Below are 22,804 nucleotides of genomic sequence, written 5' to 3' on the forward strand. Positions count from 1 at the left end.
GTCAGCGCCAGTGCGCCCGTTCGTACTGCAGCGGCCAGGCCACGTCCGCGCCCAGCTCGTGCGCCGCGCGCAGGCCGAAGTGCGGGTCGCGCAGCCACTCCCGGCCGGCGAAGATCGCATCCGCTGCGCCGTCGGCCAGCACCTGCTCGGCCTGCGCTGCCGCGGTGATCAGCCCGACTGCCGACACCGGCACCCTGCCGCTCCGCCGCACCGTGTCGGCCAGTGGCACCTGGTACCCGGGGAACACCGAGATGCGCTGGTGCGCCACGAGGCCGCCGCTGGAGACGTCGATGAGGTCGGCGCCGTGCTCGACGGACCATGCGCCCACCGTCGCCGCCTCCTCCGGGGTGAAGCCGCCGTCGGCGTGGTCGGTCGCGGAGATCCGCACGAGCACAGGCACACCGTCGCCGGCTTCCGCACGCACGGCGTCGACCACCCGCAGCAGGAGACGAGCGCGGTTCTCGAGGGAGCCTCCGTATTCGTCGTCGCGCAGGTTCGACAGCGGCGACAGGAACTGATGCAGGAGGTAGCCGTGCGCGCCGTGGATCTCGAGCACGTCGAAGCCGGCGTCGAGCGCGCGCCGGGCGGAGCGTGCGAAAGCGGTGACGACGTCGTCGATCCCGGCGGCGTCGAGAGAGAGGGGGATCGAGAATCCCTCGAAGGCGATGGCCGACGGGGCCACTGTCGTCCAGCCTCCGTCCGCGACGGGTACGGACCCGTGCTCAGCGGCCCACGGCCACCACGTCGATGCCTTGCGGCCGGCGTGAGCGAGCTGGATGCCCGCTGCTGCGCCGCGGCGGTGGATGGCGTCCACGATCGGCGCCCAGGCGTCGCGCTGCTCGTCGTTCCAGATTCCTGCGTCACGCGGCGAGATGCGCCCCTCGGGGACGACGGCCGTGGCCTCGGCGACGATCAGACCGGCGCCGCCTGAGGCGAACTGCGCGAGATGCGTGTGATGCCACTCCTGGACGACTCCGTCGACGGCGCTGTACATGCACATCGGCGAGACCCACAGCCGATTGCGGAAGGTGACGGAACGGATGCTGAGAGGAGAGAAGAGGATGCTCACCGTTCGACGCTACTGCGTCTGACCGGTGCGAGGGTCGCCGCACTAACGTGGAGTCATGGTCGATGTCCGAGAGTGGTCGCGTGAGGACGCGGCACGGTTCGTGCGGGTGCCGACGCCCCATGACGACAAGTACTCGCGGGGCGTCGTGGCGTTGCGCACGGGTTCGCCGGCGTACCCGGGAGCCGCGGTGCTCGGCGTCGAAGCAGCCTGGCGGGCCGGCGCGGGCTTCGTCCGCTATGTGGGAGAAGGCAGACCGGCGGATGCCGTGCTCGCGCGGAGGCCGGAGACCGTGACGGGACCCGACACAGGGCGTACGCGCGTCGGTGCGTGGGTCATCGGCTCCGGTACGGATGCCGCGGCGCGCGAGGAGGAGGAGACCGCTGCTCTGCGGGCGATCCTGGCGGGGGACGTGCCCGTCGTCGTGGATGCGGGGGCGCTCGACCTCGCCGCAGGCGCCCGTGCTCCGTTCGTCGTGACCCCGCATGCCGGTGAATTCGCCCGTCTTCGCCAGCAGCTGGGCATCGGCGAGGATCCTGACGAAGCCGCCGAGGAGGCGGTGGTGCGCGTCGCCGAGACGCTCGGAGGGACCGTGCTGCTCAAGGGCGCGCGCACCCTCGTGGCGCACGGCGGCGAGGTCATCGCCGTCGAGGAGAGCACGGGGTGGCTCGCAACAGCCGGCACCGGTGACGTGCTGGCGGGCGTCATCGGCGCGTTCGTCGCGGCAGATCCTGACGCGCCGCTGCGAGATGCGGCCGCGGCTGCCGCGTGGGTGCACGGCCGAGCCGCGAAGCTGGCATCCGGGGTCGTCGGGCGTGATGGCGCCACCGCGGGCCGGCCCATCGTGGCACTCGACGTGGCCGAGGCACTGCCACGCGCGATCGCGGATCTGCTCGCGTGAGCAGGCGTGCGACGGTGCGCCGCGCCCCGCTGTGGCTGGCGTTCGCGATCGCGCACGCGGTCACCGCGGCCGCCGGGTGGATATACCCGAGTCAGCCGATGGGCGATGTCGTGCTGGTGTACGAGCCGTGGGCGACCGCCGCGCTGTCGGGCGGTGACATCGTGGGCGTCACGCAGACCTGGGTGTATCCGCAGCTGGCACTGCTGCCCATGCTCGCCGCGAAGCTCCTGTCGCTGCCGCTGCTTCCGATCATGGGCGCAAGCGGCTCCTACCTCGTCGCGTGGGCCGTCATGGTGACCGTGCTCGACGCCGTCGCGTTCGGCGCGCTGGTCGGGCGCACGGCGGCAGGTTCTCGCCGCATGGCGGCCTGGTTCTGGTGCGCGGCGCTGCTGCTGCTGGGGCCCATCGGCGTGTACCGCATCGACGCGGTCACCGTGCCCCTCGCGGTGCTGGGCGGCCTCTGGCTCGCGCGTCGACCGGCGGTCGCCGCCGCGCTGCTCACGGTCGCCGCATGGATGAAGATCTGGCCCGGTGCGCTGTTCGCCGCCGCGGTCGTCTCCTCCCGGCACAGGGGACGCATGCTGCTCGCCGCGGCAGCCGTGACCGCGCTCGTCGTCACCGCACTGTGGGCACTCGGCGCACGCGAGCAGATCCTCGGGTTCCTCACCGAGCAGGCCGGACGCGGCTTGCAGATCGAGGCCGTCGCGGCGACGCCGTTCCTGTGGGTCGCCGTCGCAGGCGGCGCGCGCATCGAGTACAGCTTCGACATCCTGACCTTCCAGATCGCCGCCGACGGCGCGGATGCGGTGTCCGCCGCGCTCACCTCGCTCATGCTCGCCGCCGTCGTCGTCATCGGAGCGCTCGGCGTCGTCAAGGCCCGGCGCGGGGCGGAGCTGCCTCGGCTGTTCCCCGCGCTCGCACTCTCGCTCGTCGTGGCGCTCATCGTCTTCAACAAGGTCGGCTCGCCCCAGTTCCAGGCATGGCTCATCGCGCCGCTGCTGCTGTGGATCCTGTTCGACCCCGGCCGGTCGCGCGTGCCGGCGGCACTCGTGCTCGTGCTCTGCGCCCTCACCTGCCTCGTCTACCCGCTCACCTACGACGCGCTGCTTCGGGCGGAGCCGCTCCCCGTCGTGCTGCTCTCGCTGCGCAACGCTCTCCTCCTCGTGCTGCTGGCGGTCGGTGTCCTGGCCGTCGTGCGCGTTCCGATCCCCTTCACACCGAGAACCAGGAAGTGACTCATGCTCATCGCCTTCTCCGTCGCTCCGAGCGGCGCACCCTCCGACGGCTCGTCCCGTGACGACGCATCGGTGCACGACGCCGTGGCCGCCGCGGTCCGCGTGGTGCGGGAGTCGGGCCTCCCGCACCGCACGACCAGCATGTTCACCGAGATTGAGGGGCCTGATTGGGATTCCGTCATGGACGTCGTCAAGCGCGCGACCGAAGCCGTGATGCCCTTCGGCTCGCGGGTGTCGCTGGTCTTGAAGGCCGACATCCGGCCGGGATACTCCGGTGAGCTCGATGCCAAGATCGAGCGTCTCGAAGCGGCGATCGACGATTCGGGGTCTAAGACTGCGACTTCAAGCACTAAATTTGTCGAATCGTGGGATATCGTCGATCGGAAAGGGCGAACTCTGCACGATGGCCAGTAGCAACGGGGAGAGTAAATGAGCAAGCAAAAGTTTCCACCGTTGCGGTTACTTGATTTCGGGATGCTCGACGCAGGCGAGGAAGCGCGCGAGCGCCCCGGGATGCTGGTTGCAGGCTATTACGACTTTCGATCGGCCGCCTATCGAGTTGCCCAGGGAGAAGCGTGGGCGATCGTTGGATCGAAAGGTGCTGGCAAGACTGCAACAATATCTCATCTCGGATTGCTTTGGGATGACCAACCTGAAAGGTTCTTGCTGGAATGGGACCTGGGGAGCTTTCCAGTCGCCGACGTGACGCAGCTACAGATCGGAGGATCCTCCGGGCCAACGAACACGAGAGCCGCTTGGGAGTTTCTTATTCTCCTGAGAGTTTTCGCCTCGTTGATGAAGGATCAGGGCGCGCATCATCCGTCTTCGATAGTCGGACTTTACAAGTCTCTGGTGGCGGGTGGATTGATCGATGGACCTGACCTCCGTACCAAATTCATTGACTGGTCGCGATCCACTTTAAAGATTAGCATCATGGGAAGCGGTATCGATTCGGCACTCAATCAGAACTCAGTAACTGCGGTTCAATTGAATCAAATTCTTCGCAGTGCATTGATGCAGATGCGCTCAAACTCGCAGCACGTGCTTGCTATCGATGGGCTTGACTCGTTCTTTGCGCAAACTGAATCTCAACTTGAATCTTTGGGAGCGCTTCTCGATGCGGCGTACGATCTAAACGGCTTCTTCCGAGAATCCGATGTCCGTGTCTCAGTGGTCTTGGCGATCCGGCACGACATGTATGTTCAAGTGCCTAGCACTGATTCCGCAAAGCTTAGTGATCGAGCCATCGAACTCGACTGGAGTCGCAACGGCTTGGGGGATGGAGAAGAGCTATGGGAACTTCTCAACACAAAGACAAAAGCCAGTATTCCAAGTAGCTTTATTGGGTTGCAACTTGGGGATATTCGTAAGGCGTATCTGTCAACTCCGATTGGGATAGGGCCATACTCTTACCTGCCATCCTATTTGATGTCACATACGAGATACCTCCCACGCGATCTGATTGCGCTCATGAACGCGATCAAAGATCTTCATCCCGGTAGTGGTCAGGTGAGTGAAGCAACGGCACGCCAGGCGGTGCGCAACTACTCAGAGAACTACTTTGTTCGCGAGATGGCGAACGGTCTTAGTCGGGTCTTGCCTGGGGCGAGTGCAACGAAAGTCAGTGCTTTCATTGATGCGCTAAGCGCGCTCCCATCCAAGGAATTCAGTATTGAACTTCTGGAACAAGAGATCGATGGATTGATTTCAAGGTCCGATCTTAGGGTGCTGTTGAAGCAGCTATTTCTTATCGGCGGATTGGGCACGCGTCCCCGCAATGGACGTTCTACCCATACGAATTTTTATTATCGACGAGCGGCTGGGGGAGGGTTTTCCTTTCATGCCGACTACGTCTTACATAACTCGTTGGTCGTTGCGTGGAATATCCCCTGGGAGAGCCCGGTTAAAGTGGCTTCTCCTTCGGTCCGTCGGAGGAGAAGGTCGCGGCGCAAAACGCAGGCCTCAAAAGATGGTCGTAGTGAATAGGAAGTGGCACTATTTGTCGTTCGCCTCGTTGTCATGACGATCGAGGGCCGTGCTCCCGGTAGTCTTGACGGGTGAATCCCTCGACATCGACGAGGGGTGCGGCGAAGAGGGCGCTCCTCTCCCTCGCCATCGGCAGCTTCGGCATCGGCATGACCGAGTTCGTCGTGATGGGGCTCCTGCCCGACATCGCGCGCGACCTGTTGCCGACGATGTGGGCGACGCGCCAGGAGGACGCGCTGAGCCAGTCCGGCTGGCTGATCTCGCTCTACGCACTCGGCGTCGTCGTCGGGGCGCCGACCATCGCCGGGTTCGTGGCGCGATTCCCGCGCCACAAGGTGATGATCGGCCTCGCGCTCGCACTCACCGTGTTCAACGCCCTCACCGTCGTGCTCCCCACGTTCGAGCTCGTCGGCGCGTCACGGTTCCTCGCGGGCCTGCCGCACGGTGCGTACTTCGGCATCGGCGCGTTGGTCGCCGCCGATGTGATGGGGCCGGGCAACCGCGCCAAGGGCGTGGCATTCATCCTCACCGGCCTCACGGTCGCGAACGTCGTGGGCGTGCCGCTCGGCACGTTCCTCGGGCAGCAGTGGGGGTGGCGCGTCGCGTTCGGCGTCGTCGCGTTCGTCTTCGCGGTTGCGACGGCCAGCGTGGCCGCCTTCGTCCCTCCGCACGCGGGTGATCCGGGGCGCACCATGCGCGCGGAGCTGCGTGTCTTCCGCATCCCGCAGGTCTGGTTCGCGCTGGGCATCGGCGCGATCGGCTTCGGCGGGTTCTTCGCCGTGTACAGCTACATCGCCCCTCTCGTGACCGAGGTCGCGGGTTCACCGGAATGGGTCGTCCCGATCGTGCTGGTGCTCATGGGGCTCGGCATGACGGTGGGGAACCTGGTCGGGGGGCACTTGGCCGACATCGACCTCCGGCGAACGCTGCTGTACGGTCTCACCGCCATGGCCGCGGTCTTCGCGCTCCTGGCGCTGCTCTCCTTCTGGGTCGTCACGCTCGCGCTTCTGGTGTTCGTCGTCGGTTTCGTGTCCTCGGTGCTCAGCCCCACCATCCAGACGCGCCTCATGGACGTCGCCGAGGACAACCAGTCGATCGCCGCAGCCCTCAACCACTCCGCGCTCAACATCGGGAACAGCCTCGGAGCCTTCCTCGGCGGTGTCGTCATCGCGATCGGCTGGGGCTTCACGGCGCCGTCGTGGACAGGGGCGGCGCTCGCCGTGGCAGGACTCGTCATCGCACTCCTGTCGTACCGCAGGGAGGCGCGGCGGCCCGCGGCTCTGCGGTCGTAGAGTGAGGGCATGAGCGTCGTCGGCGATCTTCCCGTAGCCGGTACGGTCGTGATCCTGCGACCGGGCGACGCAGGCATCGAGGCGCTGCTCCTGCGCCGGCCGGAGCGCGGATCCTTCGCGAACGCCTGGGTGTTCCCCGGTGGCAAGGTCGAGGAGAGTGATCGGGTGCCGGGCGCTGCCGAGATCGACGACGCCCGCCGGGCCGGTATCCGGGAGACCAGGGAGGAGGTGGGCCTCGACGTCGACGACCTCGTCCCGCTGTCGCTGTGGGAGCCTCCGGAGGAGGCGCCGACGCGCATCCGCACGTGGTTCTTCCTCGCGACCGCCCCCGCGCAGGAGCTCGTACCGGCCCCGGATGAGGTGGTCGAAGCGCGATGGATCGCGCCCGCCGCTGCTCTCGACCTGCACGCCGCGGGGGAGTGGACCCTGTTCCCTCCGACCTGGATGACCCTGCACCGACTGCGCGGTCACACCGGCGTCGGCGCTGCGCTTGCGGCCGCGGGGGCACCTCCGGTGTACCGGACGCGCATCGTCGACAGTCCCGCGGGTCGCTCCTTCCACTGGGAGGACGAGAGCCTGGACACGGCACGTCTGCCGTGGCGCGTGCGACGACGGCACCCGGGCCCGCGAGAGCGGGAGGACCGGGGAGAGGAGACGCCTACTTCGTCCGGTCCCTTCCCGGTTGCCGGGTGATGACGGGGATCGGCGCGGTCTCGTCGACGAGGTCGGCACGGTCCTTCCCCGCACCGCTCACCATGAAACGGTAGGCGAACAGCAAGGCTGCGAGCCAGACGGCGCCGACGATGATCGCGACCCGCGTGTCCTCGAACCAGCTGAGCAGCGCGAGGACGAAGACGAGGAACCCGAGTGTCGCCCATGACGCGACAGGCCAGAGCGGCACGGGGAACTCGGAGGGAAGGAGACCATCGCGCCGGATCGCGCGCTTCATCGAGAGGTGGGAGAGGACGATCATGAGCCACACCCACACGGTGGCGAAGGTCGCGATCGATGCGATGATCACGAAGACGTCCTCCGGGATCACGGCGTTGAGCACGACGCCGATGACGAGAGCCATGCTCATCACCAGTACGGTCATCCACGGCACTCCCGATCGCGAGACGCGCAGGAACACAGCGGGCGCCTGCTTCTGCTGGGCGAGCCCGTAGATCATGCGTCCTGCCCCGAAGATGTCGGAGTTGATCGCGGAGAGCGCGGCGGCGATGACGACCGCGTTGAGGATGTGAGGCGCGGCCGGGATGCCGAGACCGTCGAAGATCGAGACGAACGGGCTGCCGCTCGTGCCGATGGTGTTCCACGGCTGCACCATCATGATGACCGCCAGAGCACCGAGGTAGAAGAGCAGCACCCGCACGGGGACGCTGTTGATCGCGCGGGGGATGACCTTCTTCGGGTCCTGGGCTTCGCCCGCCGTGATGCCGATGATTTCGATGCCGCCGAAGGCGAACACGACGATCGCGAACGACGCGATGAACCCCTCCAGCCCGTGGGGGAAGAAGCCGCCCGTTGCGGCGTCGAACAGCGCGCCGACGCCCGACGCGCCGGGGGAGGAGTGCGCGAAGCCGAAGACGAGGATCGCGATCCCGCCCAGGATCATCGCGATCACGGCTGCGACCTTGATGAGGGCCAGCCAGAACTCCAGCTCCCCGAACACCTTTACCCCCAGCAGGTTGATCGCGCCGATGAAGAGGATGACGGCGGCGACCCAGACCCATCGGTCGACGTCGGGGAACCAGAACCCCATGTAGACCCCGAACGCCGTCACGTCCGCCAGGGCGACGATGATCATCTCGAAGGCGTATGTCCACCCGGTCACGAATCCCCAGCGGGGTCCGAGGTAGCGATTGGCGAATTGACCGAACGATCCCAAGACGGGGTGTCGGACGGTCATCTCTCCCAGCGCGCGCATGACGAGGAAGACCGCGGCTCCTGCGATCAGGTAGGCGAGGAGAACGCTCGGGCCGGCCTTCTGTATCGCGGCGGCGGAACCATAGAAGAGCCCGGTGCCGATCGCCGATCCGAGCGCCATGAACCGGATGTGCCGCGTCGTCAGTCCTCTGTGCAGCGCGGTGCTCTGAGCCTGGTCGGAGGATGCGGGGAAGGGGTCGGTCTGTGTCATGTGTGCGTCTCCATCGTCGCTGAGCGGAGACGGCCGCGCGCTCTGCCGCTGGACGACCGTCTCCCTCCATTGCACTGCCGCGCCCCTCGGCCTCTCAGCCGCACGGCGGAGATCGCGTCTGGGATACCAGACTTGCAGAGCACGACAGACCGATTGCGCGATCCCGGCTTCCTCAGCTCGCGAGCAGCCGCTGCAGGTGCGCGCCGACGGCCTCGGTCTCGATGAGGAAGCCGTCGTGCCCGAAGTCGCTCGTCAGCACCACGGCCTCGTTGCCGTCGAGGGTGTGCGGGATGCTTCGCGCTATGCGGTGCTGACCGTCGACCGGGAAGAGCCGGTCGCTGTCGATGCCCAGCACGAGCGTTCGCGCCGTCACCCCGTGCAGAGCCTCCTCGACGCCGCCCCTGTCGCGGCCGACGTCGTGGGAGTTCATGGCCTCGACGAGCGTGATGTAGCTGTTGGCATCGAAGCGGCGCGTGAACTTGTTGCCGTGGAAGTCGAGGTACGACTCGACCGCGAAGCGACCGCCGTGGCCGAGCGGCGACACATCCGACTGCCACGACCGCTGGAACCGCTGGTTCAGCTCGATCGGGCTGCGGTAGTTGAGAAGGGCCATCCGGCGCGCCAGCGCCAGCCCACGGTGCGGCCCGTCGCCGTCGGCGAGGTCGTAGTATTCGCCGCCCTGGAACCGCGGGTCCATGCGGATCGTCTCGAGCTGCACCGTGTTCAGCGCGATCTGGTCGGCCGTCGTGACGGGCGGTGACGAGAGCACGGCCAGGCGCTCCACGCGCTCGGGGTGGGTGATAGCCCATTCGAGGGCGTGCATGCCGCCCATGGAGCCGCCCACCACGGCGGCCCAGGCGTGGATGCCGAGAGCGTCGGCGAGCAGCACCTGCGCGGCCACCTGATCGCGCACGGTGAGGTACGGGAACCTCGATGCCCATTCGTACCCGTCGGGTGCGATGCTCGCCGGCCCGGTCGACCCTTGGCATCCGCCGAGCATGTTCGGCGCGATGACGAACCATCGATCGGTGTCGAGGGGCGCGCCCGGTCCGACGATGTCCTCCCACCACCCGGCCGTGGGATGTCCCGCACCGGCGTCGCCACGCACGTGACTGTCGCCCGTGAGGGCGTGCAGCACGAGGACGGCGTTGTCACGAGCGGCGTTCAGCTCCCCCCATGACTCGTACGCCAAGCGGATGCCGGGAAGCTCGGCGCCGCTTTCGGTGCGGAACGCTCCGAACGAGGCGAACCGCCTGCCTCCGACGGGATCGCCGTCGCGCCACGCTCCGGTCGCGGGCGGGCGCGCCCGGAGGAGTCGTACGTCGGCCTCGGTGACGGGTGCCGACGGCACCGTGTCCTCGGAGGTCGTCTGCCAGTCCATGCCTCCATTCTCGCGTGACCCGACGCACGGAGGCCGTACGTTACGTCGCACGCAGAAGCGCCCCGGACTCGTTCGGATCCGGGGCGCTTGCAGCCAGGTGGGCTCTGCGCGGTCAGGCGCGCGCTGCCTCCGACACGCGGCGTGCCGCGGCGAGGGCCTGGTCGAGGTCGGCCTTGAGGTCCTCGATGTTCTCGATCCCGACCGACAGCCGCACGAGGCCTGGCGTGACGCCCGCCGTGAGCTGCTGCTCGGGCGTGAGCTGGGCGTGCGTGGTGGACGCCGGGTGGATGACGAGCGACCGGACGTCGCCGATATTCGCGAGGTGGCTGAACAGCGACAGGTTGTTCACGAACTCACGTCCGGCTTCCACACCGCCCTTGAGCTCGAACGAGAGTACGGCGCCCACGCCCTTGGGCGCGTAGGTGTTGGCGGTGGCGTACCACGGGGAGGAGGGCAGGCCCGAGTAGTTGACGCTCGCGACGTCGTCGCGGCTGTCGAGCCACTCGGCGATCTCCTGCGCGTTCTGCACGTGCCGTTCGATGCGCAGCGACAGCGTCTCGATGCCCTGGAGGAGGTTCCACGCGCTCTGCGGTGCGATGGCCGAGCCGAGGTCGCGGAGGAGCTGGACGCGCGCCTTGATGATGTACGCGAGCGGGTCGCCGACGGCGGCCGTGTAGCTGGCGCCGTGGTACGAGGGGTCCGGAACGGTCAGGCCCGGGAACTTCTCCACGTTCTTGGACCACTCGAACGAGCCGCCGTCGATCACAGCACCGCCGATCGTGGTGCCGTGGCCGCCGAGGAACTTCGTGACCGAGTGCACGACGATGTCGGCGCCGTGCTCGAACGGACGGATGAGGTACGGCGTCGCGATCGTGTTGTCGACGATGAGCGGGACGCCGTTCTCGTGCGCGATGTCCGCGACCGTGCGGATGTCGAGCACGTTGATCTGCGGGTTGCCGATGGTCTCGGCGAAGAAGAGCTTGGTGTTCGGGCGGACCGCGCGACGCCACTCCTCGGGGTCGTCCTGGTTCTCGACGAACGTCACCTCGATGCCGAGCTTGGCGAGCGTGTACTTGAAAAGGTTGTACGTGCCGCCGTAGATCGAGCTCGACGCGACGAAGTGGTCTCCGGCTTCGGCGATGTTGAGGATCGCGAAGGTCGACGCGGCCTGGCCGCTGGAGAGGACGAGCGCGCCGGTGCCGCCCTCGAGCGCGGCGAGCCGCTGCTCCAGGACATCCTGCGTGGGGTTCTGGATGCGGGTGTAGATGTTGCCGAACTCGGCCAGGGCGAAGAGGTTCGCTGCGTGATCGGCGCTGTCGAACACGTAGGACGTGGTCTGATAGATCGGCGTGGCCCGAGCCTTGGTGACCGGGTCGGGAGCTGCGCCGGAGTGGATCTGCTTGGTCTCGAAACGCCAGGTCTCGGGTGCGGACATGTGTTCCCCCTGGAACTGTTGATGAGGTCGATGGCGGGTGCCGTTGAAGCGACAGTACGGAATACCGCTCGCTGTCAACAACGACCGGGAAATGTGACGTAACACTGTTCGTCACGGCGCGTCACGCGGACGTCGTACGGTGGATGCATGGTGAACAGACGTGCAGTTGTGACGGGTGCCAGTTCGGGCATCGGAGAGGCGACGGTGCGCGCGCTGCGTGCGCGCGGCTGGGACGTGGTGGGCGTGGCTCGCCGCGAGGACCGGCTGCGCGCGCTCGCCGCGGAGACTGGCGCGGAGGTCATCCCCTGCGACCTGACGGATGACGACGCGGTGGCCGCGCTCGTGGAGCAGGCCGGTGCCGGGCCTGTGCACGCCCTCGTGCACGTGGCGGGCGGCGCACGGGGCACAGAGCGCGTGGAGGACGGATCCCCGGAGGACTGGCGATGGATGTTCGAGGCGAACGTGATGTCGTCGCAGCGCCTCGTGGCGGGCTTCCTCCCGCACCTCCGCCGCGCCGCCGATGCGGACGGTCACGCCGACACCGTGTTCGTGACGTCCACCGCGGCACAGGTGGCGTATCCGGGAGGCGGCGGATACAACGCGGCGAAGGCGGCCGAATCGATGCTCGTGCGCGCGCTGCGCCTCGAGCTCAACGGTGAGCCGATCCGCGTGTCCGAGGTGGCGCCGGGGATGGTGCACACCGAGGAGTTCACGCTCAACAGGCTCAGGGGCGACGCCGTCGCCGCGGAGTCGGTGTATTCCGGCGTCGAGGCGCCGCTGCGCGCGGAGGACGTGGCGGACGTCATCGCGTACGCGCTCGACGCCCCCGCACACGTGAACCTCGACCTCATCACGATGCGGCCCGTGGCACAGTCGGCCAACCACCTGCTCGCGCGGGGTCCGCTGCGCGTGCGGTCGGACGACTGATGCCCGGCCGCACGCTCGCCGAGCTCGCCGAGGACGGGCAGATCGACGCGGGGTGGGCAGAGGCGCTCGCCCCGGCACAGGGCACGATCACCGCGCTCGGCGAACGGCTGCGCGCCGAGCAGGCTGCGGGCCGCGGGTACCTCCCCGCCGGCCCGCACGTGCTCAGGGCCTTCCAGCGTCCTTTGGCCGACGTGCGCGTGCTCATCACGGGGCAGGACCCGTATCCGACCCCCGGTCACCCGATCGGTCTCTCCTTCGCGGTGGACCGACACGTGCGCCCTGTGCCGCGCAGCCTCGCGAACATCTATCGCGAGCGCGAGAGCGACCTCGGCATCCCTCCCGCTCCGCACGGTGACCTCACGGCCTGGAGCGACCAGGGCGTGCTCCTCCTCAACAGAGTCCTCACTGTGCAGCCGGGAGCGGCCGCGTCGCACCGGGGCTGGGGATGGGAGGCCGTGACCGAGCTCGCCATCCGCGCACTCGTCGCGAGGAGGCAGCCACTCGTGGCCGTGCTCTGGGGGCGTGACGCGGCGAACCTCCAGCCGCTGCTCGGATCGACGCCCGTCATCGCGTCGGCGCATCCGTCGCCCCTGTCCGCCAGCCGTGGCTTCTTCGGGTCGCGGCCGTTCTCGCGAGTCAACGCGCTGCTCGAGCAGCAGGGCGCCGCTGCCGTCGACTGGCGCGTCGACGGAGAGCACGGCGGGGACTGACGATGCAGTTCGAACCGGGGGATCGGCGGCGTGTGCTCCCGCGCCATCTGCGGCCGACGCGCGAGCCCGAGGTGTTCACCTACTCCATCAGGCCGGCTCGACCTGCGGATCTGCCGCACGTCAGGGAGATCTACAACCATTTCGTCAGCAACAGCGTGGTCACCCTCGACGAGCGCCGGACGACGATCCCGTACTGGCGCGAGAAGTTCGCGTTGCTGTCGCGCCTGGGTCTGCCCTTCCTCGTCGCCGTGTCACCGGGCGGCGGTGTGCTCGGCTATGCGCTTGCCCAGCCCTGGGCGGGCGGGAACGCGTACCGGTACACCGTCGAGGACTCCATCTACCTCGGACCGGGAGCCGGCGGCAAGGGACTCGGAACCGCGCTCCTCGGAGCGCTCATCGCGGAGTGCGAGAAGGCGGGCACCCGCGAGATGGTCGCCGTGATCAGCGACAGCAAGGCCGAGGCCTCGATACGCCTGCATGAGCGCCTCGGATTCGTGGAGGCCGGCCGCATGGCGCGGGTGGGCCACCGCTTCGGCCGCGACATCGGCTCGGTGTACATGAAGAAGCGGCTGCGACCCGTGCGCAGGCGCAAGCTCTTCGGCTCAGGCTCCTGACGGCGGGAGCACCGGGATCGCCGCGAGCAGGCGGCGGGTGTAGTCGTCCTGAGGGCGGTGGAGCACCTGGGAGGTCGTGCCGTGCTCCACGATGCGTCCGTCCTTCATCACAGCCACCGTGTCGCACAGGCTCTGCACGACGCCGATGTCATGCGACACGAGCAGCAGGGTGAGCTGCGACGTCGTCCGCAGCTGAGCGAGCAGCTCGAGGATCTGCGCCCTGACCGTGACGTCGAGCGCCGACAGGGGCTCGTCTCCGACGAGGATCCGTGGGCGGTGCGCGATGGCTCTGGCGATCGCGATGCGCTGGCGCTGGCCGCCGGAGAACTCGTGCGGGTAGCGGTCGGCCATGTCGGGATCGAGGCCGACCTGCGTGAGCACCTCTCTCACACGGGCGTCGTGATCCTCTTCGACACGCAGCGCCCACAGCGGCTCGCGGATGCTCTGCCCCGCGGTCATGCGTGGATCGAGCGAGGCATAGGGGTCCTGGAACACGAGACCGGTCTCGCGGCGCAGCCAGTGGAGCGAGCGCGCGGACGCACGCGCGTAGACCGTACGGCCGGCCACGGTCACGGTGCCGGACGTCGGGGTGTCCAGGCCGAGGAGGAGCTTGACGAGGGTGGACTTGCCCGATCCGGACTCGCCGATGATCCCGAGCGCCGACCCCTCGGAGATGTCGAGGTCGATGTCGGCGAGCGCGGTCTGCACGCGGGGGCGCTCGCCGGAGCGGCGAGGTGCGGGGAAGTCACGGCGCAGGGCACGTGCCGAGATGAGGGTCACGAGGAGGTCCCTTCGTCCGGACGCCACAGCGTCGCGGTCGCGTCGCGCAGGAGGTCACGGGTGACCCGCGACGACGGTGCGCTGAGGAGCTGTCGCACCGGCGCGGCCTCCACGACCTTCCCCTGTTCGAGCACCACGCCGTCGACGGCGACCTGAGAAAGCACGGCGAGGTCGTGCGTGATGAACACGAGCGACATCCCCTCCTCGTCGACGAGCGACAGGAGGAGGGAGAGGATCTCGGCCTGGATCGTGACGTCCAGCGCCGTGGTCGGCTCGTCGGCGATGAGAAGGCGCGGCCTGCTCGCCAGCGCCATCGCGATCGCGACGCGCTGTCGCTGGCCGCCCGAAAGCTGGTGCGGGTACCGGTCGACGATCGACGCGGGGTCGGGCAGTCGCACGCGTGCCGCCTCCGCCACGGCCCTGCGCCTGGCCTCGGCGCGGCTGATGCGTTCGTGGATCCTGATGGCCTCGGCGATCTGGCGGCCGACCGTGCGGATCGGGTTCAGCGCCGTGCGCGGCTCCTGGAACACGATGCCGATCTCGTCGCCCCGAAGCTGCGCGAGCTCGCGGTCCGGAAGACCGATGATCTCGCGATCGTCCCACCGGATGCTCCCGCTTGCGGTTGCTCCGTCGGGGAGGAGTCCGAGCACCGCCAGGGCCGTGAGCGACTTGCCCGACCCTGACTCGCCGATCAGGCCGACGCGTGCGCCGTCGGGGACGTCGAAGGAGACGCCGTCGACGACGCGCCGACCGCCGATCTCGATCACGAGATCCTTGACCGACAGGCTCATGCCACCACCGCCGGGGTGTGCACTTCAGCGGACCGGTGCCGCAGCGTCGGGTCGGTCGCCTCGCGCAGTCCGTCGCCGAGGAGGTTCAGCCCCAGCACGGTGAGCGTGATGGCGAGTCCGGGCCAGATCACGGTGAGGGGATGGACTCCGATGTACCGCTGCAGGTCGGACAGCAGCAGGCCCCAGCTCGGTTCGACGACGGATGCGCCGAAGCCGAGGTACGACAGGCCTGCTTCGGCGAGCACCGCGACCGCCATGGACCAGGAGAGTTGAACGATGAACACCGGTGCGACGTTCGGCAGCAGATGGCGCGCCAGGTTCTGTCCCGCCGTGAGACCCGAGGCCCGTGCGGCGAGCACGAAGTCGCTGTGCTGCACGCGGCGAAGCTCGGGTCGGGTGACGCGCGCGATGTTGACGCCGAAGCCGATGCCCACCGACCACACGACGACCCACAGCGACCCGCCCCACACCGACGAGATCATCATGGCGATGAGCAGCACGGGGAACGCGATGAGGATGTCGACGAGCACGGCGACGGCTTCTCGCACCCAGCGGGCGGTGAGGGCGCCGAGAGCGGCCAGGGCGATGCCGATGATCGTCGCCACGACGCCGGCGCCGATGCTGACGAAGACGGTGGTGCGCGCTCCCGCCATGAGGAGGCTGAGGATGTCGCGGCCGGTGTCGTCGGTTCCGAGCACGTGCGGCCACGAGGGCGGCTCCCACCGGTCTCGGATGTTCGATGTCTGCGGGTCGAACGGGGTCCAGGCGAGCGAGATGAGCGCGAGGAGGGCGATGACGGCGACCACGATCAGCCCGAAGCGTCCGGTGGGTGCGGCCCAGAGACGGCGAAGCCACGGCGCGCTCATGCGGCCTCCCGCTGCCGGGGATCGATCGCCCTGTGCAGGAGGTCGACGACGAAGCCGATAACGAGCACGAATCCGGTCAGCACGAGCAGCTCGCTCTGCACCTTCACGAGGTCTCGCGTTCCCACATCGGCCACGAGCATCCGCCCGATGCCAGGCAAGGTGAACAGCTGCTCGATGACGACCGAGCCGACGATGATGCCGGCCACCTGCAATCCGAGCACCGTGACGATGGAGAGACCGACCGCCGGGATGCCGTGCTGGATGAGCGCGCGCGTGCGGGTCAGGCCCTTCGCCGCGGCCGTGCGCACGAAGTCCTGACCTGCCGCTTGGAGCGTGGCGCTGCGGACGAACCGCATGAGCATGGCGCCCTCGACGATGCCGATGGTGAGAGCCGGGAGCAGCAGCGACTCGATGGCCTTGCCCGGCGTCGACCAACCGGTGCGCGGAAAGCCCTGCGGAGGAAGCCAGCCGAGCCAGACCGAGAACACCACGATGAGCATCATGCCCGCCCAGACGACCGGGACGGCCGCGAGCGCCTGCGCTCCCACGCTCAGCAGCGTGCCGCCAGGTCGGCCGCGGCGGAGGGCGGCGAGGATGCCGAACGGCACGGCGATCAGCACGGCGATGGCGAGCGACATGAGGCCCAGCGGCACCGTCACCTGCGCCTTGAGGGCGAGTTCCTCTCCGACCGAGGCGCCCGAGAGCAGCGACGTCCCGAGGTCCCCGCGGAGGACTCCGCCGATCCACTCGATGTACTGCGCGGGAAGCGGACGGTTGAGCCCCAGCGACTCCCGCAGCGCCTCCACCTCCGATGGTGACGCCTGCGTGCCCGCGATGAGCTGCGCGACATCACCGGGGAAGACGCGAAGAGTCAGGAAGATGAGCACGCTCGATACGAGGAGCCCTGCGATGAGCAGGGCTCCTCGGACGAGCGCGTACCGGATCACGGCCTGCGGCGTGCGATCACTCGTCGCCGGCGACGGTGACGCCGGCGAGGTTGATGCGGGAGTTGATCGAGTCCTTCGGGAAGCCCGACACGGCCGGGCTCACCGCGGTGATGGTCTCGCCGTTGTACAGCCAGTCGGCGGCGTGCTCCTCGGAGACGATGCGCGCAGCCTGGGCGAGCAGGTCGGCGGACTTGTCGGCGTCGACCTCGGCGAGGGCCTGTGCGTAGAGGTCCTGCACCTCCTTGTTGTCGTAGCCGAAGTAGTAGTCCGGGTTGGCGAAGTTGCCGAAGTCGCGCGGCTCGACGTGCAGCACGAAGCTCAGGTCGTAGTCGTGGTTGGTGTAGACGTCTTCGAGCCAGGCGGGGAACTCGACGCTGTCGACGTCCAGCGTCACGCCGATCTCGGCGAAGTCGGAGATGAGCACCTTGGGCACCGTGGTCCCGTAGAACGACGGGATCGTGAGGGTCAGCTCGAGGTCCTCCTGGCCCGCCTCCTTGAGGAGCTCCTTGGCCTTCTCCGGATCGTAGGACACGACGTCGGACAGGTCTTCGTAACCAGGGTCCAGCTCAGGGATGGGGCCGTACAGGGTGGTCCCTGCGCCGACGGCCTCGACCAGGGCCTCGTGATCGATGGCCAGGCGCAGCGCTTCGCGCACGCGGACGTCGTCGAGCGGAGCCTTCTTGTTGTTGAAGGCCAGTGTGGCCTTGTCGGTCGTGCGACCCGTGGTGAGGGTGAAGTCGGTTCCGTCGAACTGCGAGACGAGGTTCGGGTCGACAGCCGTCAGCACCTGGACTCCGCCGTCGAGCGCGGTGTTCACGCCGGCGGTGAAGTCCGGGATGTACTGGAACTCGACCTCGGCGACTCCCGCGGGCTCACCCCAGTACCCGTCGTAGCGCGCGAAGGTGATGCTGCTGCCCTTGTTCCAGCGGGAGAGCGTGAACGGGCCGGTGCCGTTCTCAGCCGTCTTGAGATCGGTCGTGTCGCCGTTCTGGAAGACCAGCCCGGCCGGGCCGGTCAGGGCGAACAGGAAGTTCTGGTTCGGCTGGCTGAGAACGATCTGCACGGTCGCCGGATCGGGAGCGCTGATCGACGCGACCGGTGCGAAGTCGGAGTTGCCCTGCAGCGTCGCGTCCGTGCGAACGGCCTCGTAGGATGCGACCACGTCGGCGGACGTGAGGGCGGCGCCGTTGTGGAACGTGATGCCGTCGTTGAGCGTGAAGGTGTAGGTGAGTCCGTCGCTGGAGACCTCGTAGTCCGATGCCAGCTTCGGCACGATCTTGTTGTCCTGCGTACGCGTGACCAGGCCCTCGTAGATGTTGTCGACGAGGATCTGCTCGAGGGCGGCGCCGCTGGTGTGCCGGATGTCGAGGTTCGTCGGTTCGAGCACGAGGCCGACCTGGAGCGTGGCGTCGGGGTCTGGAGTGCCGGTCGATGTCGGTGCGGCTTCCGGCGTGCCGGTGCAGGCACTGAGGATGAGGGCGGAAGCCGCGATCGCGGAGATCAGCGCGGCGCGTCGGGTGCGACGGGACATGGGTTTCCTCTCGGTGCGGCAGGTGCTGTGTGCCGGTGGAATGAGCCTAGGGAGTCGTGGAGGTCGGAGGGGCCGGTCTGGAACGGAACGTCATAATGCGTTCGCGAGGAGAGACGCGAGCTCGCGGGGAGCGGTCTCCTGGACGTTGTGCGACGCGTCGAGCACGTGGACGCGTGCCGAAGGAAGGCGGCGGCGGAACTCCTCGGCGTCGGCCTCTGCGACGAAGCCACGGCTGGCGCGGACGAGCGTGAGCGGGGCCCGCACCCCGCTCAGGTCGTCCCACCCGGTTTCGTGCAGGGCAGAGGGCGAGGCGGAGGTGCCGGGATCGTGAGATTGCAGAGCCTGTGCCGCGAGATGCGCGAAATGGTGCTTCCACTCGATGCGGCCGTCGGGGCGCACCCGGGTGTTCAAGAACACACCGCGTTCGGTCTCCGGTCGCGTGCCTCCGAAGCCCAGGCTCATGGCCTTGTCGACGAGCTCGTCCCTGGTCGCGAAGTCGGTCGGCCCCGCGTAGAACTCCCTCAGCGCGGCCGGGCCCGCCGTCACGTCGATGCCGGGCGTGATGTCGACCACGACGAGCCGGGCGATGAGCTCGGGCGCCGTGGCTGCGACGGCTGCTCCGGTGAGGCCGCCCAGGGACTGGCCGACGAGGACCTGCGCTGTCGTCGTCCACGCACGCAGGCCGGCGATCACATCAGTGGCGAGGGTTCGCGGGGTGTAGTCCGCGTCGTCGCGCCACGACGAGTCGCCGTGCCCCGCCAGGTCGATCGCGAGCGCGGGGACGCCCAGGGCCAGGACCGTCGTGTCCCACGTGTGGGCGTTGAGGCCGGCGCCGTGGAGGAAGGTGATGCGCGGAGGCTCGATGCCGAAGCGCAGAGCGCTCAGATGACGGCCGTCAGCGAGCGGCAGCGTCAGCCGCTCCACGGGCGGCACCGCCGTGCCGAGGGCATCGGCCTGCGCGGGAAGATAGCTGAACTCGCCAGTCTCGGTGATCACGCCCACATTCTGCTCCCGTTGCCACATCAGCGCGAAACTGAAGAGCAGATCGCCAACGTGATTTCGACATTGTGTTGCCGAAAGTGTCAAAGAATTACGCATTAGCTTGGCATAGTGCATTCTGCGAACTTCAGGAGCGACGGCATCCGTCCCTCGGCCAGCGAATATCATGGGACGCATGAGCGAGACGCGAGTGCACCTCTCCAAGACTGAACCCTCCGCCTATCACGCGCTGGACGCGTTCTCGAAGACGGTGGGGGAGATCTGCGCCGCGAACGGCATCGACGACCGTCTCAAGGAGCTCGTGATGATCCACTGCTCGCAGCTGAACGGATGCTCGTACTGCACGCGCATCCATGTCGATCGCGCTCTCAGCGCCGGGCTCGACACCGACACGCTCATGCAGATCCCCGCGTGGCGCGAGAGCGGGGTGTTCAGCGAGCGCGAGCGCGCAGCCCTCGAGCTGGCCGAAGCCTTCACGTTCATCGCCGAGGAAGGCGTGTCGGACGACCTCTACGACCGCGTCGGGAGCGTCTTCACTGAGAAGGAGTACGCCGCACTCAGCTGGGCCTGCGTGTCGATCAACGCGTTCAACCGCATCGTCATCGCCGGCCGCTACCCCGTGCCGCCACGCGTCGCCCAGGTGCAGGCATGACCCTTCTCGACATCGAGGGCGTCACGAACGTCCGCGACGTCGGGGGAATGCCGGCCGAAGGCGGTCGCATCCGCTCCGGTGTCCTGTTGCGTTCGGGTCAGCTCTCCGGGGCGACCAAGGCGGGGGCGGAGCGCCTGGGCTCCCTGGTGCGGCGCATCGTCGACCTGCGGGACGGTGAGGAGGTCGCGGCGGAGCCGACGGAGGTTCCGGGGCCCGAGACCACCCATCTTCCGCTCTTCCTCGGTTCCGTGCGGTCGTTCTTCGAGAACGACACGAGCCTCGACGAGCTCTATCTGCATCTGCTGGAGGAGAGCGGCGACCGCATCGTGCAGGCCATCAGGGTGATCGCGGACGGTCAGCCCACCCTCGTGCACTGCACGGTGGGCAAGGACCGCACCGGCGTCACGATCGCGCTGGCTCTCGCGGCCGTGGGCGCCGAGCGCGAGGCGATCGTCGAGGACTACGCGCTCACCGAGTCGCAGCTGCCGCCGGAGCGCTCGCAGCGTATCGCCGCGTATCTGCGTTCGCAGCACCCCGAGGCTGTGCATGCGGTGGCGCTCGCCACGCAGTCGCCTGCGCCGGTGATGAGGGCGCTGCTCGAGCGGGTCGATCAGCGCTGGGGATCCGCCGCCGGTTATCTGCGAGCCAACGGGATGACCGATGCCGAGCTCTCCGCGCTCCGCGAGGCGCTCGTCGAGCCGCTTTCCCCCGAGGGTGCTGGGAAAGGTTAGGCAACCCTTCATGGGTGCTACGATGGGGGCATCATGAGTTCTTCTGTCGACACCAGGACCACGCGCGCTGCGCGTCGTGAAGCGCGGCGACGCGCGCATCACCTGGTGACCGCCGACGAGAACTCCCTCGCCGAACTGCAGGCCTTCCTCGCCACGCTTCCGCTGTGCGCTTCAGGCCGCATCTTCATCGAGGTGCCCGACTCGTCGTACATCGGCATCGTGGACGCTCCCGGGCGGATGACGGTCACGTGGCTCGCGCGCGCGGAGCGCTCGGGGGCACCGGGAACGGGCCGGGCGTGCGCACCCGGACAGGCGTTGGCGCGAGCCACCTGCGCGTGGGCGGACGAGATGCTCTGCGACGACGAGGTCGGCACGAACGTCACGCTTCTGGGCGGCTTCCTCGGAACAGCCGACATCATCGAGCACTTGACCGAGGCGCTCGGGGTGTCCTCCGACCGCATCCACGCGCCTGAGCGGTTCGGCCTTCTCTCCACCGACCGCTGAGCGTCGCGGCGGTTCACCTCGCGCGGCGCACGTAGTTCCCGTCTTCCAGACCCGCCTCGATCTCGAAGCGATTGCGGAGCGGATCGCGGCCCGCGAAGAGGTACAGCACCGGCATGAGGAAGCCGTAGCGGAGCCACTGCGCTTTGTGCACGGCCTCATGGCGCAGAACGGCGTCGGTCGGCTGGGTGTCGCCGGTGAGGAAACAGCCGCCCACGCACACGCCGCCGCGCTGGAACGTCCACGACGGCATGCCGCGGAACACCCACAGCCCTCCGCGGCGCTCGACGCGGCCCCTGCTCCACAGCCCGCCCCAGATCCAGCCCACGGCCGTTCCCCAGGCGTATCCGAGGCGACTGAGCGGTGATCGCAGAAGGAACGACGGGATACGCCTGTCCAGTCGCCGCCCGCGCGCGAGGGCCTCGTCGGCGATGCGTCGCCAGTCGCCTGGTCGTCGGCTGTCGCTCACGCGACGGCCCCGATGAGGCGCAGCACGGCGCCGAGATCGTCCACGGCGTCCGCGGGGGTGCGGGGAGCGAAGCCCGCGATCGTCGCCCCGGCGAGCGGCATGTGCTCACGAAGCGTCCGGATCGCGGCGCTCAGGCGGGCGGTCTCGGCGCCGAACGGAGCGGGCGATGACACTCCGCCGAGCTCGGAGGGGTCGAGCACGTCGACGTCGATGTGCACCCAGACACGCGAGGCCCCCGTTGCGCGCACGGCGTCGGCGAGCGCGTCGGCGCGCTCGAGATCGGAGACGGACAGGAGCGTGAGGCCCTCGACGGCGTCGACCTCTGCGTCGTCGAGAGTACGCATCCCGACGCCGACGATGCGCTCAGGGGAGATGCCGGGGGAGAGCGCCAGTTGCGGCTCGCCCTCGCCGAGAACGGCCCGCAGCGCCATCCCGGAGAACGCCCCTGACGGCGAGGTGGCGGGGGTGTTGAGGTCGGCGTGGGCGTCGCACCAGACCACCGCCAGGTCGTCGGTGCCGCCGGGGAGAGCTCGCAAGGCCGCGACGGTCACGCTGCAGTCGCCGCCGATGACGACCGTGTCGGCCATCATGTGCTCCGCCACGAGGTCGCGTGTGCGCAGCAGGGCACTGAGGCGCCGTACGCCGGTGCCGAGGGACTCCCCGGCCTCCACAGGCACTTCGAGGGTGGTCGTCGCCGCCCGCGGCAGATCGCCGGCGATGGCTGAGGCGCCGTCGACGAGGAGCATCGCGCGGGCGGCAGGGGAGCCCTGCCACTGCGGAACCACGAGGAATCGCATCGGATGCCTCCAGAGAAGAAGAGCGGGTGCCCCGGAACGCGCCCGGGACACCCGCT

Annotated in this window: 24 protein-coding genes; 12 read left to right on the forward strand and 12 right to left on the reverse strand. The window is 68.4% G+C overall.

Translation table 11 applies throughout. The features are described 5' to 3' along the window. Nucleotide 1: 1 nt before the first annotated feature. Nucleotides 2-1,069, reverse strand: coding sequence for an NADH:flavin oxidoreductase/NADH oxidase (locus AB663_RS10085; RefSeq protein ID WP_067198540.1), 1,068 nt, complete (start codon nt 1,067-1,069; stop codon nt 2-4). A gap of 55 nt (nt 1,070-1,124) precedes the next feature. Between AB663_RS10085 and AB663_RS10090 the strand changes: the two genes are divergently transcribed. From AB663_RS10090 to AB663_RS10110, 6 genes are all read left to right on the forward strand, one after another. Next, entirely contained in the window at nt 1,125-1,967 is an 843-nt protein-coding gene (locus AB663_RS10090) for an ADP-dependent NAD(P)H-hydrate dehydratase (RefSeq protein WP_067198542.1), read from the forward strand. After that, on the forward strand, nt 1,964-3,202 hold the full coding sequence (locus AB663_RS10095; RefSeq protein WP_232304523.1) for a hypothetical protein: 1,239 nt from the start codon (nt 1,964-1,966) through the stop codon (nt 3,200-3,202). The genes AB663_RS10090 and AB663_RS10095 overlap by 4 nt, the downstream gene beginning before the upstream one ends. Nucleotides 3,203-3,205: 3 nt before the next feature. Beyond that, nucleotides 3,206-3,616, forward strand: a complete 411-nt coding sequence (locus tag AB663_RS10100; protein ID WP_232304524.1) for a thiamine-binding protein — start codon at nt 3,206-3,208, stop codon at nt 3,614-3,616. Between the two features lie 15 nt (nt 3,617-3,631). After that, the gene (locus AB663_RS17180) at nt 3,632-5,188 is read left to right on the forward strand and encodes a P-loop ATPase, Sll1717 family (RefSeq protein ID WP_157541009.1); all 1,557 of its coding nucleotides are present in this window, start codon (nt 3,632-3,634) and stop codon (nt 5,186-5,188) included. A gap of 71 nt (nt 5,189-5,259) precedes the next feature. Next, nucleotides 5,260-6,480 carry an MFS transporter gene (locus AB663_RS10105; protein WP_067198544.1) on the forward strand — a complete coding sequence of 407 codons (1,221 nt, stop codon included), beginning with the start codon at nt 5,260-5,262 and terminating at the stop codon, nt 6,478-6,480. 9 nt (nt 6,481-6,489) lie between these two features. Next, nucleotides 6,490-7,173, forward strand: coding sequence for an NUDIX hydrolase (locus tag AB663_RS10110; RefSeq protein WP_083511201.1), 684 nt, complete (start codon nt 6,490-6,492; stop codon nt 7,171-7,173). Here AB663_RS10110 and AB663_RS10115 read toward each other — a convergent pair. The 3 genes from AB663_RS10115 to AB663_RS10125 form a co-directional block, all read right to left on the reverse strand. Further along, nucleotides 7,139-8,617 carry an amino acid permease gene (locus tag AB663_RS10115; RefSeq protein WP_067198547.1) on the reverse strand — a complete coding sequence of 493 codons (1,479 nt, stop codon included), beginning with the start codon at nt 8,615-8,617 and terminating at the stop codon, nt 7,139-7,141. The genes AB663_RS10110 and AB663_RS10115 overlap by 35 nt on opposite strands. A gap of 172 nt (nt 8,618-8,789) precedes the next feature. Then, a complete protein-coding gene (gene metX / locus AB663_RS10120; RefSeq protein ID WP_067198549.1) occupies nt 8,790-9,998 on the reverse strand; it encodes a homoserine O-acetyltransferase MetX in 1,209 nt (402 codons plus the stop codon). A 112-nt stretch (nt 9,999-10,110) separates the two neighbouring features. Next, a complete protein-coding gene (locus tag AB663_RS10125; RefSeq protein WP_067198552.1) occupies nt 10,111-11,433 on the reverse strand; it encodes a bifunctional o-acetylhomoserine/o-acetylserine sulfhydrylase in 1,323 nt (440 codons plus the stop codon). A 147-nt stretch (nt 11,434-11,580) separates the two neighbouring features. Between AB663_RS10125 and AB663_RS10130 the strand changes: the two genes are divergently transcribed. Genes AB663_RS10130 through AB663_RS10140 form a run of 3 tightly spaced genes read left to right on the forward strand, consistent with a single transcriptional unit; the run spans nt 11,581 to nt 13,684 of the window. Beyond that, complete coding sequence (locus tag AB663_RS10130) at nt 11,581-12,360, forward strand: SDR family oxidoreductase (RefSeq protein ID WP_067198555.1); 780 nt, start codon at nt 11,581-11,583, stop codon at nt 12,358-12,360. Further along, entirely contained in the window at nt 12,360-13,070 is a 711-nt protein-coding gene (locus AB663_RS10135) for a uracil-DNA glycosylase (protein ID WP_067198557.1), read from the forward strand. The genes AB663_RS10130 and AB663_RS10135 overlap by 1 nt, the downstream gene beginning before the upstream one ends. A 2-nt stretch (nt 13,071-13,072) precedes the next feature. Then, nucleotides 13,073-13,684, forward strand: coding sequence for a GNAT family N-acetyltransferase (locus AB663_RS10140; RefSeq protein WP_067198560.1), 612 nt, complete (start codon nt 13,073-13,075; stop codon nt 13,682-13,684). Here the strand turns inward: AB663_RS10140 and AB663_RS10145 are convergent. From AB663_RS10145 to AB663_RS10170, 6 genes are all read right to left on the reverse strand, one after another. Beyond that, complete coding sequence (locus tag AB663_RS10145; RefSeq protein WP_067198562.1) at nt 13,673-14,464, reverse strand: ABC transporter ATP-binding protein; 792 nt, start codon at nt 14,462-14,464, stop codon at nt 13,673-13,675. The two genes, AB663_RS10140 and AB663_RS10145, sit on opposite strands and share 12 nt — an antisense overlap. Then, on the reverse strand, nt 14,461-15,255 hold the full coding sequence (locus AB663_RS10150; protein ID WP_067198564.1) for an ATP-binding cassette domain-containing protein: 795 nt from the start codon (nt 15,253-15,255) through the stop codon (nt 14,461-14,463). Before AB663_RS10150 ends, AB663_RS10145 begins: the two co-directional genes overlap by 4 nt. Beyond that, a complete protein-coding gene (locus AB663_RS10155; RefSeq protein WP_067198566.1) occupies nt 15,252-16,121 on the reverse strand; it encodes an ABC transporter permease in 870 nt (289 codons plus the stop codon). Before AB663_RS10155 ends, AB663_RS10150 begins: the two co-directional genes overlap by 4 nt. Next, entirely contained in the window at nt 16,118-17,068 is a 951-nt protein-coding gene (locus AB663_RS10160; protein ID WP_067198568.1) for an ABC transporter permease, read from the reverse strand. The genes AB663_RS10155 and AB663_RS10160 overlap by 4 nt, the downstream gene beginning before the upstream one ends. Before the next feature lie 16 nt (nt 17,069-17,084). Then, complete coding sequence (locus tag AB663_RS10165) at nt 17,085-18,599, reverse strand: ABC transporter substrate-binding protein (RefSeq protein WP_067198570.1); 1,515 nt, start codon at nt 18,597-18,599, stop codon at nt 17,085-17,087. A gap of 90 nt (nt 18,600-18,689) precedes the next feature. Further along, nucleotides 18,690-19,592, reverse strand: coding sequence for an alpha/beta fold hydrolase (locus tag AB663_RS10170; protein WP_232304689.1), 903 nt, complete (start codon nt 19,590-19,592; stop codon nt 18,690-18,692). 181 nt (nt 19,593-19,773) lie between these two features. Between AB663_RS10170 and AB663_RS10175 the strand changes: the two genes are divergently transcribed. The 3 genes from AB663_RS10175 to AB663_RS10185 are packed head-to-tail and all read left to right on the forward strand — an operon-like array spanning nt 19,774 to nt 21,485. Beyond that, the gene (locus tag AB663_RS10175) at nt 19,774-20,250 is read left to right on the forward strand and encodes a carboxymuconolactone decarboxylase family protein (RefSeq protein WP_067202584.1); all 477 of its coding nucleotides are present in this window, start codon (nt 19,774-19,776) and stop codon (nt 20,248-20,250) included. Then, nucleotides 20,247-20,981 (forward strand): tyrosine-protein phosphatase, encoded by a 735-nt coding sequence (locus AB663_RS10180; protein ID WP_067198574.1) that lies wholly within the window; start codon nt 20,247-20,249, stop codon nt 20,979-20,981. The genes AB663_RS10175 and AB663_RS10180 overlap by 4 nt, the downstream gene beginning before the upstream one ends. A 33-nt stretch (nt 20,982-21,014) precedes the next feature. Continuing rightward, complete coding sequence (locus AB663_RS10185; protein ID WP_067198576.1) at nt 21,015-21,485, forward strand: SIP domain-containing protein; 471 nt, start codon at nt 21,015-21,017, stop codon at nt 21,483-21,485. A gap of 13 nt (nt 21,486-21,498) precedes the next feature. Here the strand turns inward: AB663_RS10185 and AB663_RS10190 are convergent, their stop codons facing one another. Together AB663_RS10190 and AB663_RS10195 are read right to left on the reverse strand one after the other, a co-directional pair. Then, nucleotides 21,499-21,951 (reverse strand): Fe-S oxidoreductase, encoded by a 453-nt coding sequence (locus tag AB663_RS10190; protein ID WP_067198578.1) that lies wholly within the window; start codon nt 21,949-21,951, stop codon nt 21,499-21,501. Further along, entirely contained in the window at nt 21,948-22,748 is an 801-nt protein-coding gene (locus AB663_RS10195; RefSeq protein ID WP_067198580.1) for an arginase family protein, read from the reverse strand. The genes AB663_RS10190 and AB663_RS10195 overlap by 4 nt, the downstream gene beginning before the upstream one ends. Between the last annotated feature and the right edge of the window lie 56 nt (nt 22,749-22,804).

Source organism: Microbacterium sp. XT11 (genome assembly GCF_001513675.1).
Taxonomy (GTDB): domain Bacteria; phylum Actinomycetota; class Actinomycetes; order Actinomycetales; family Microbacteriaceae; genus Microbacterium.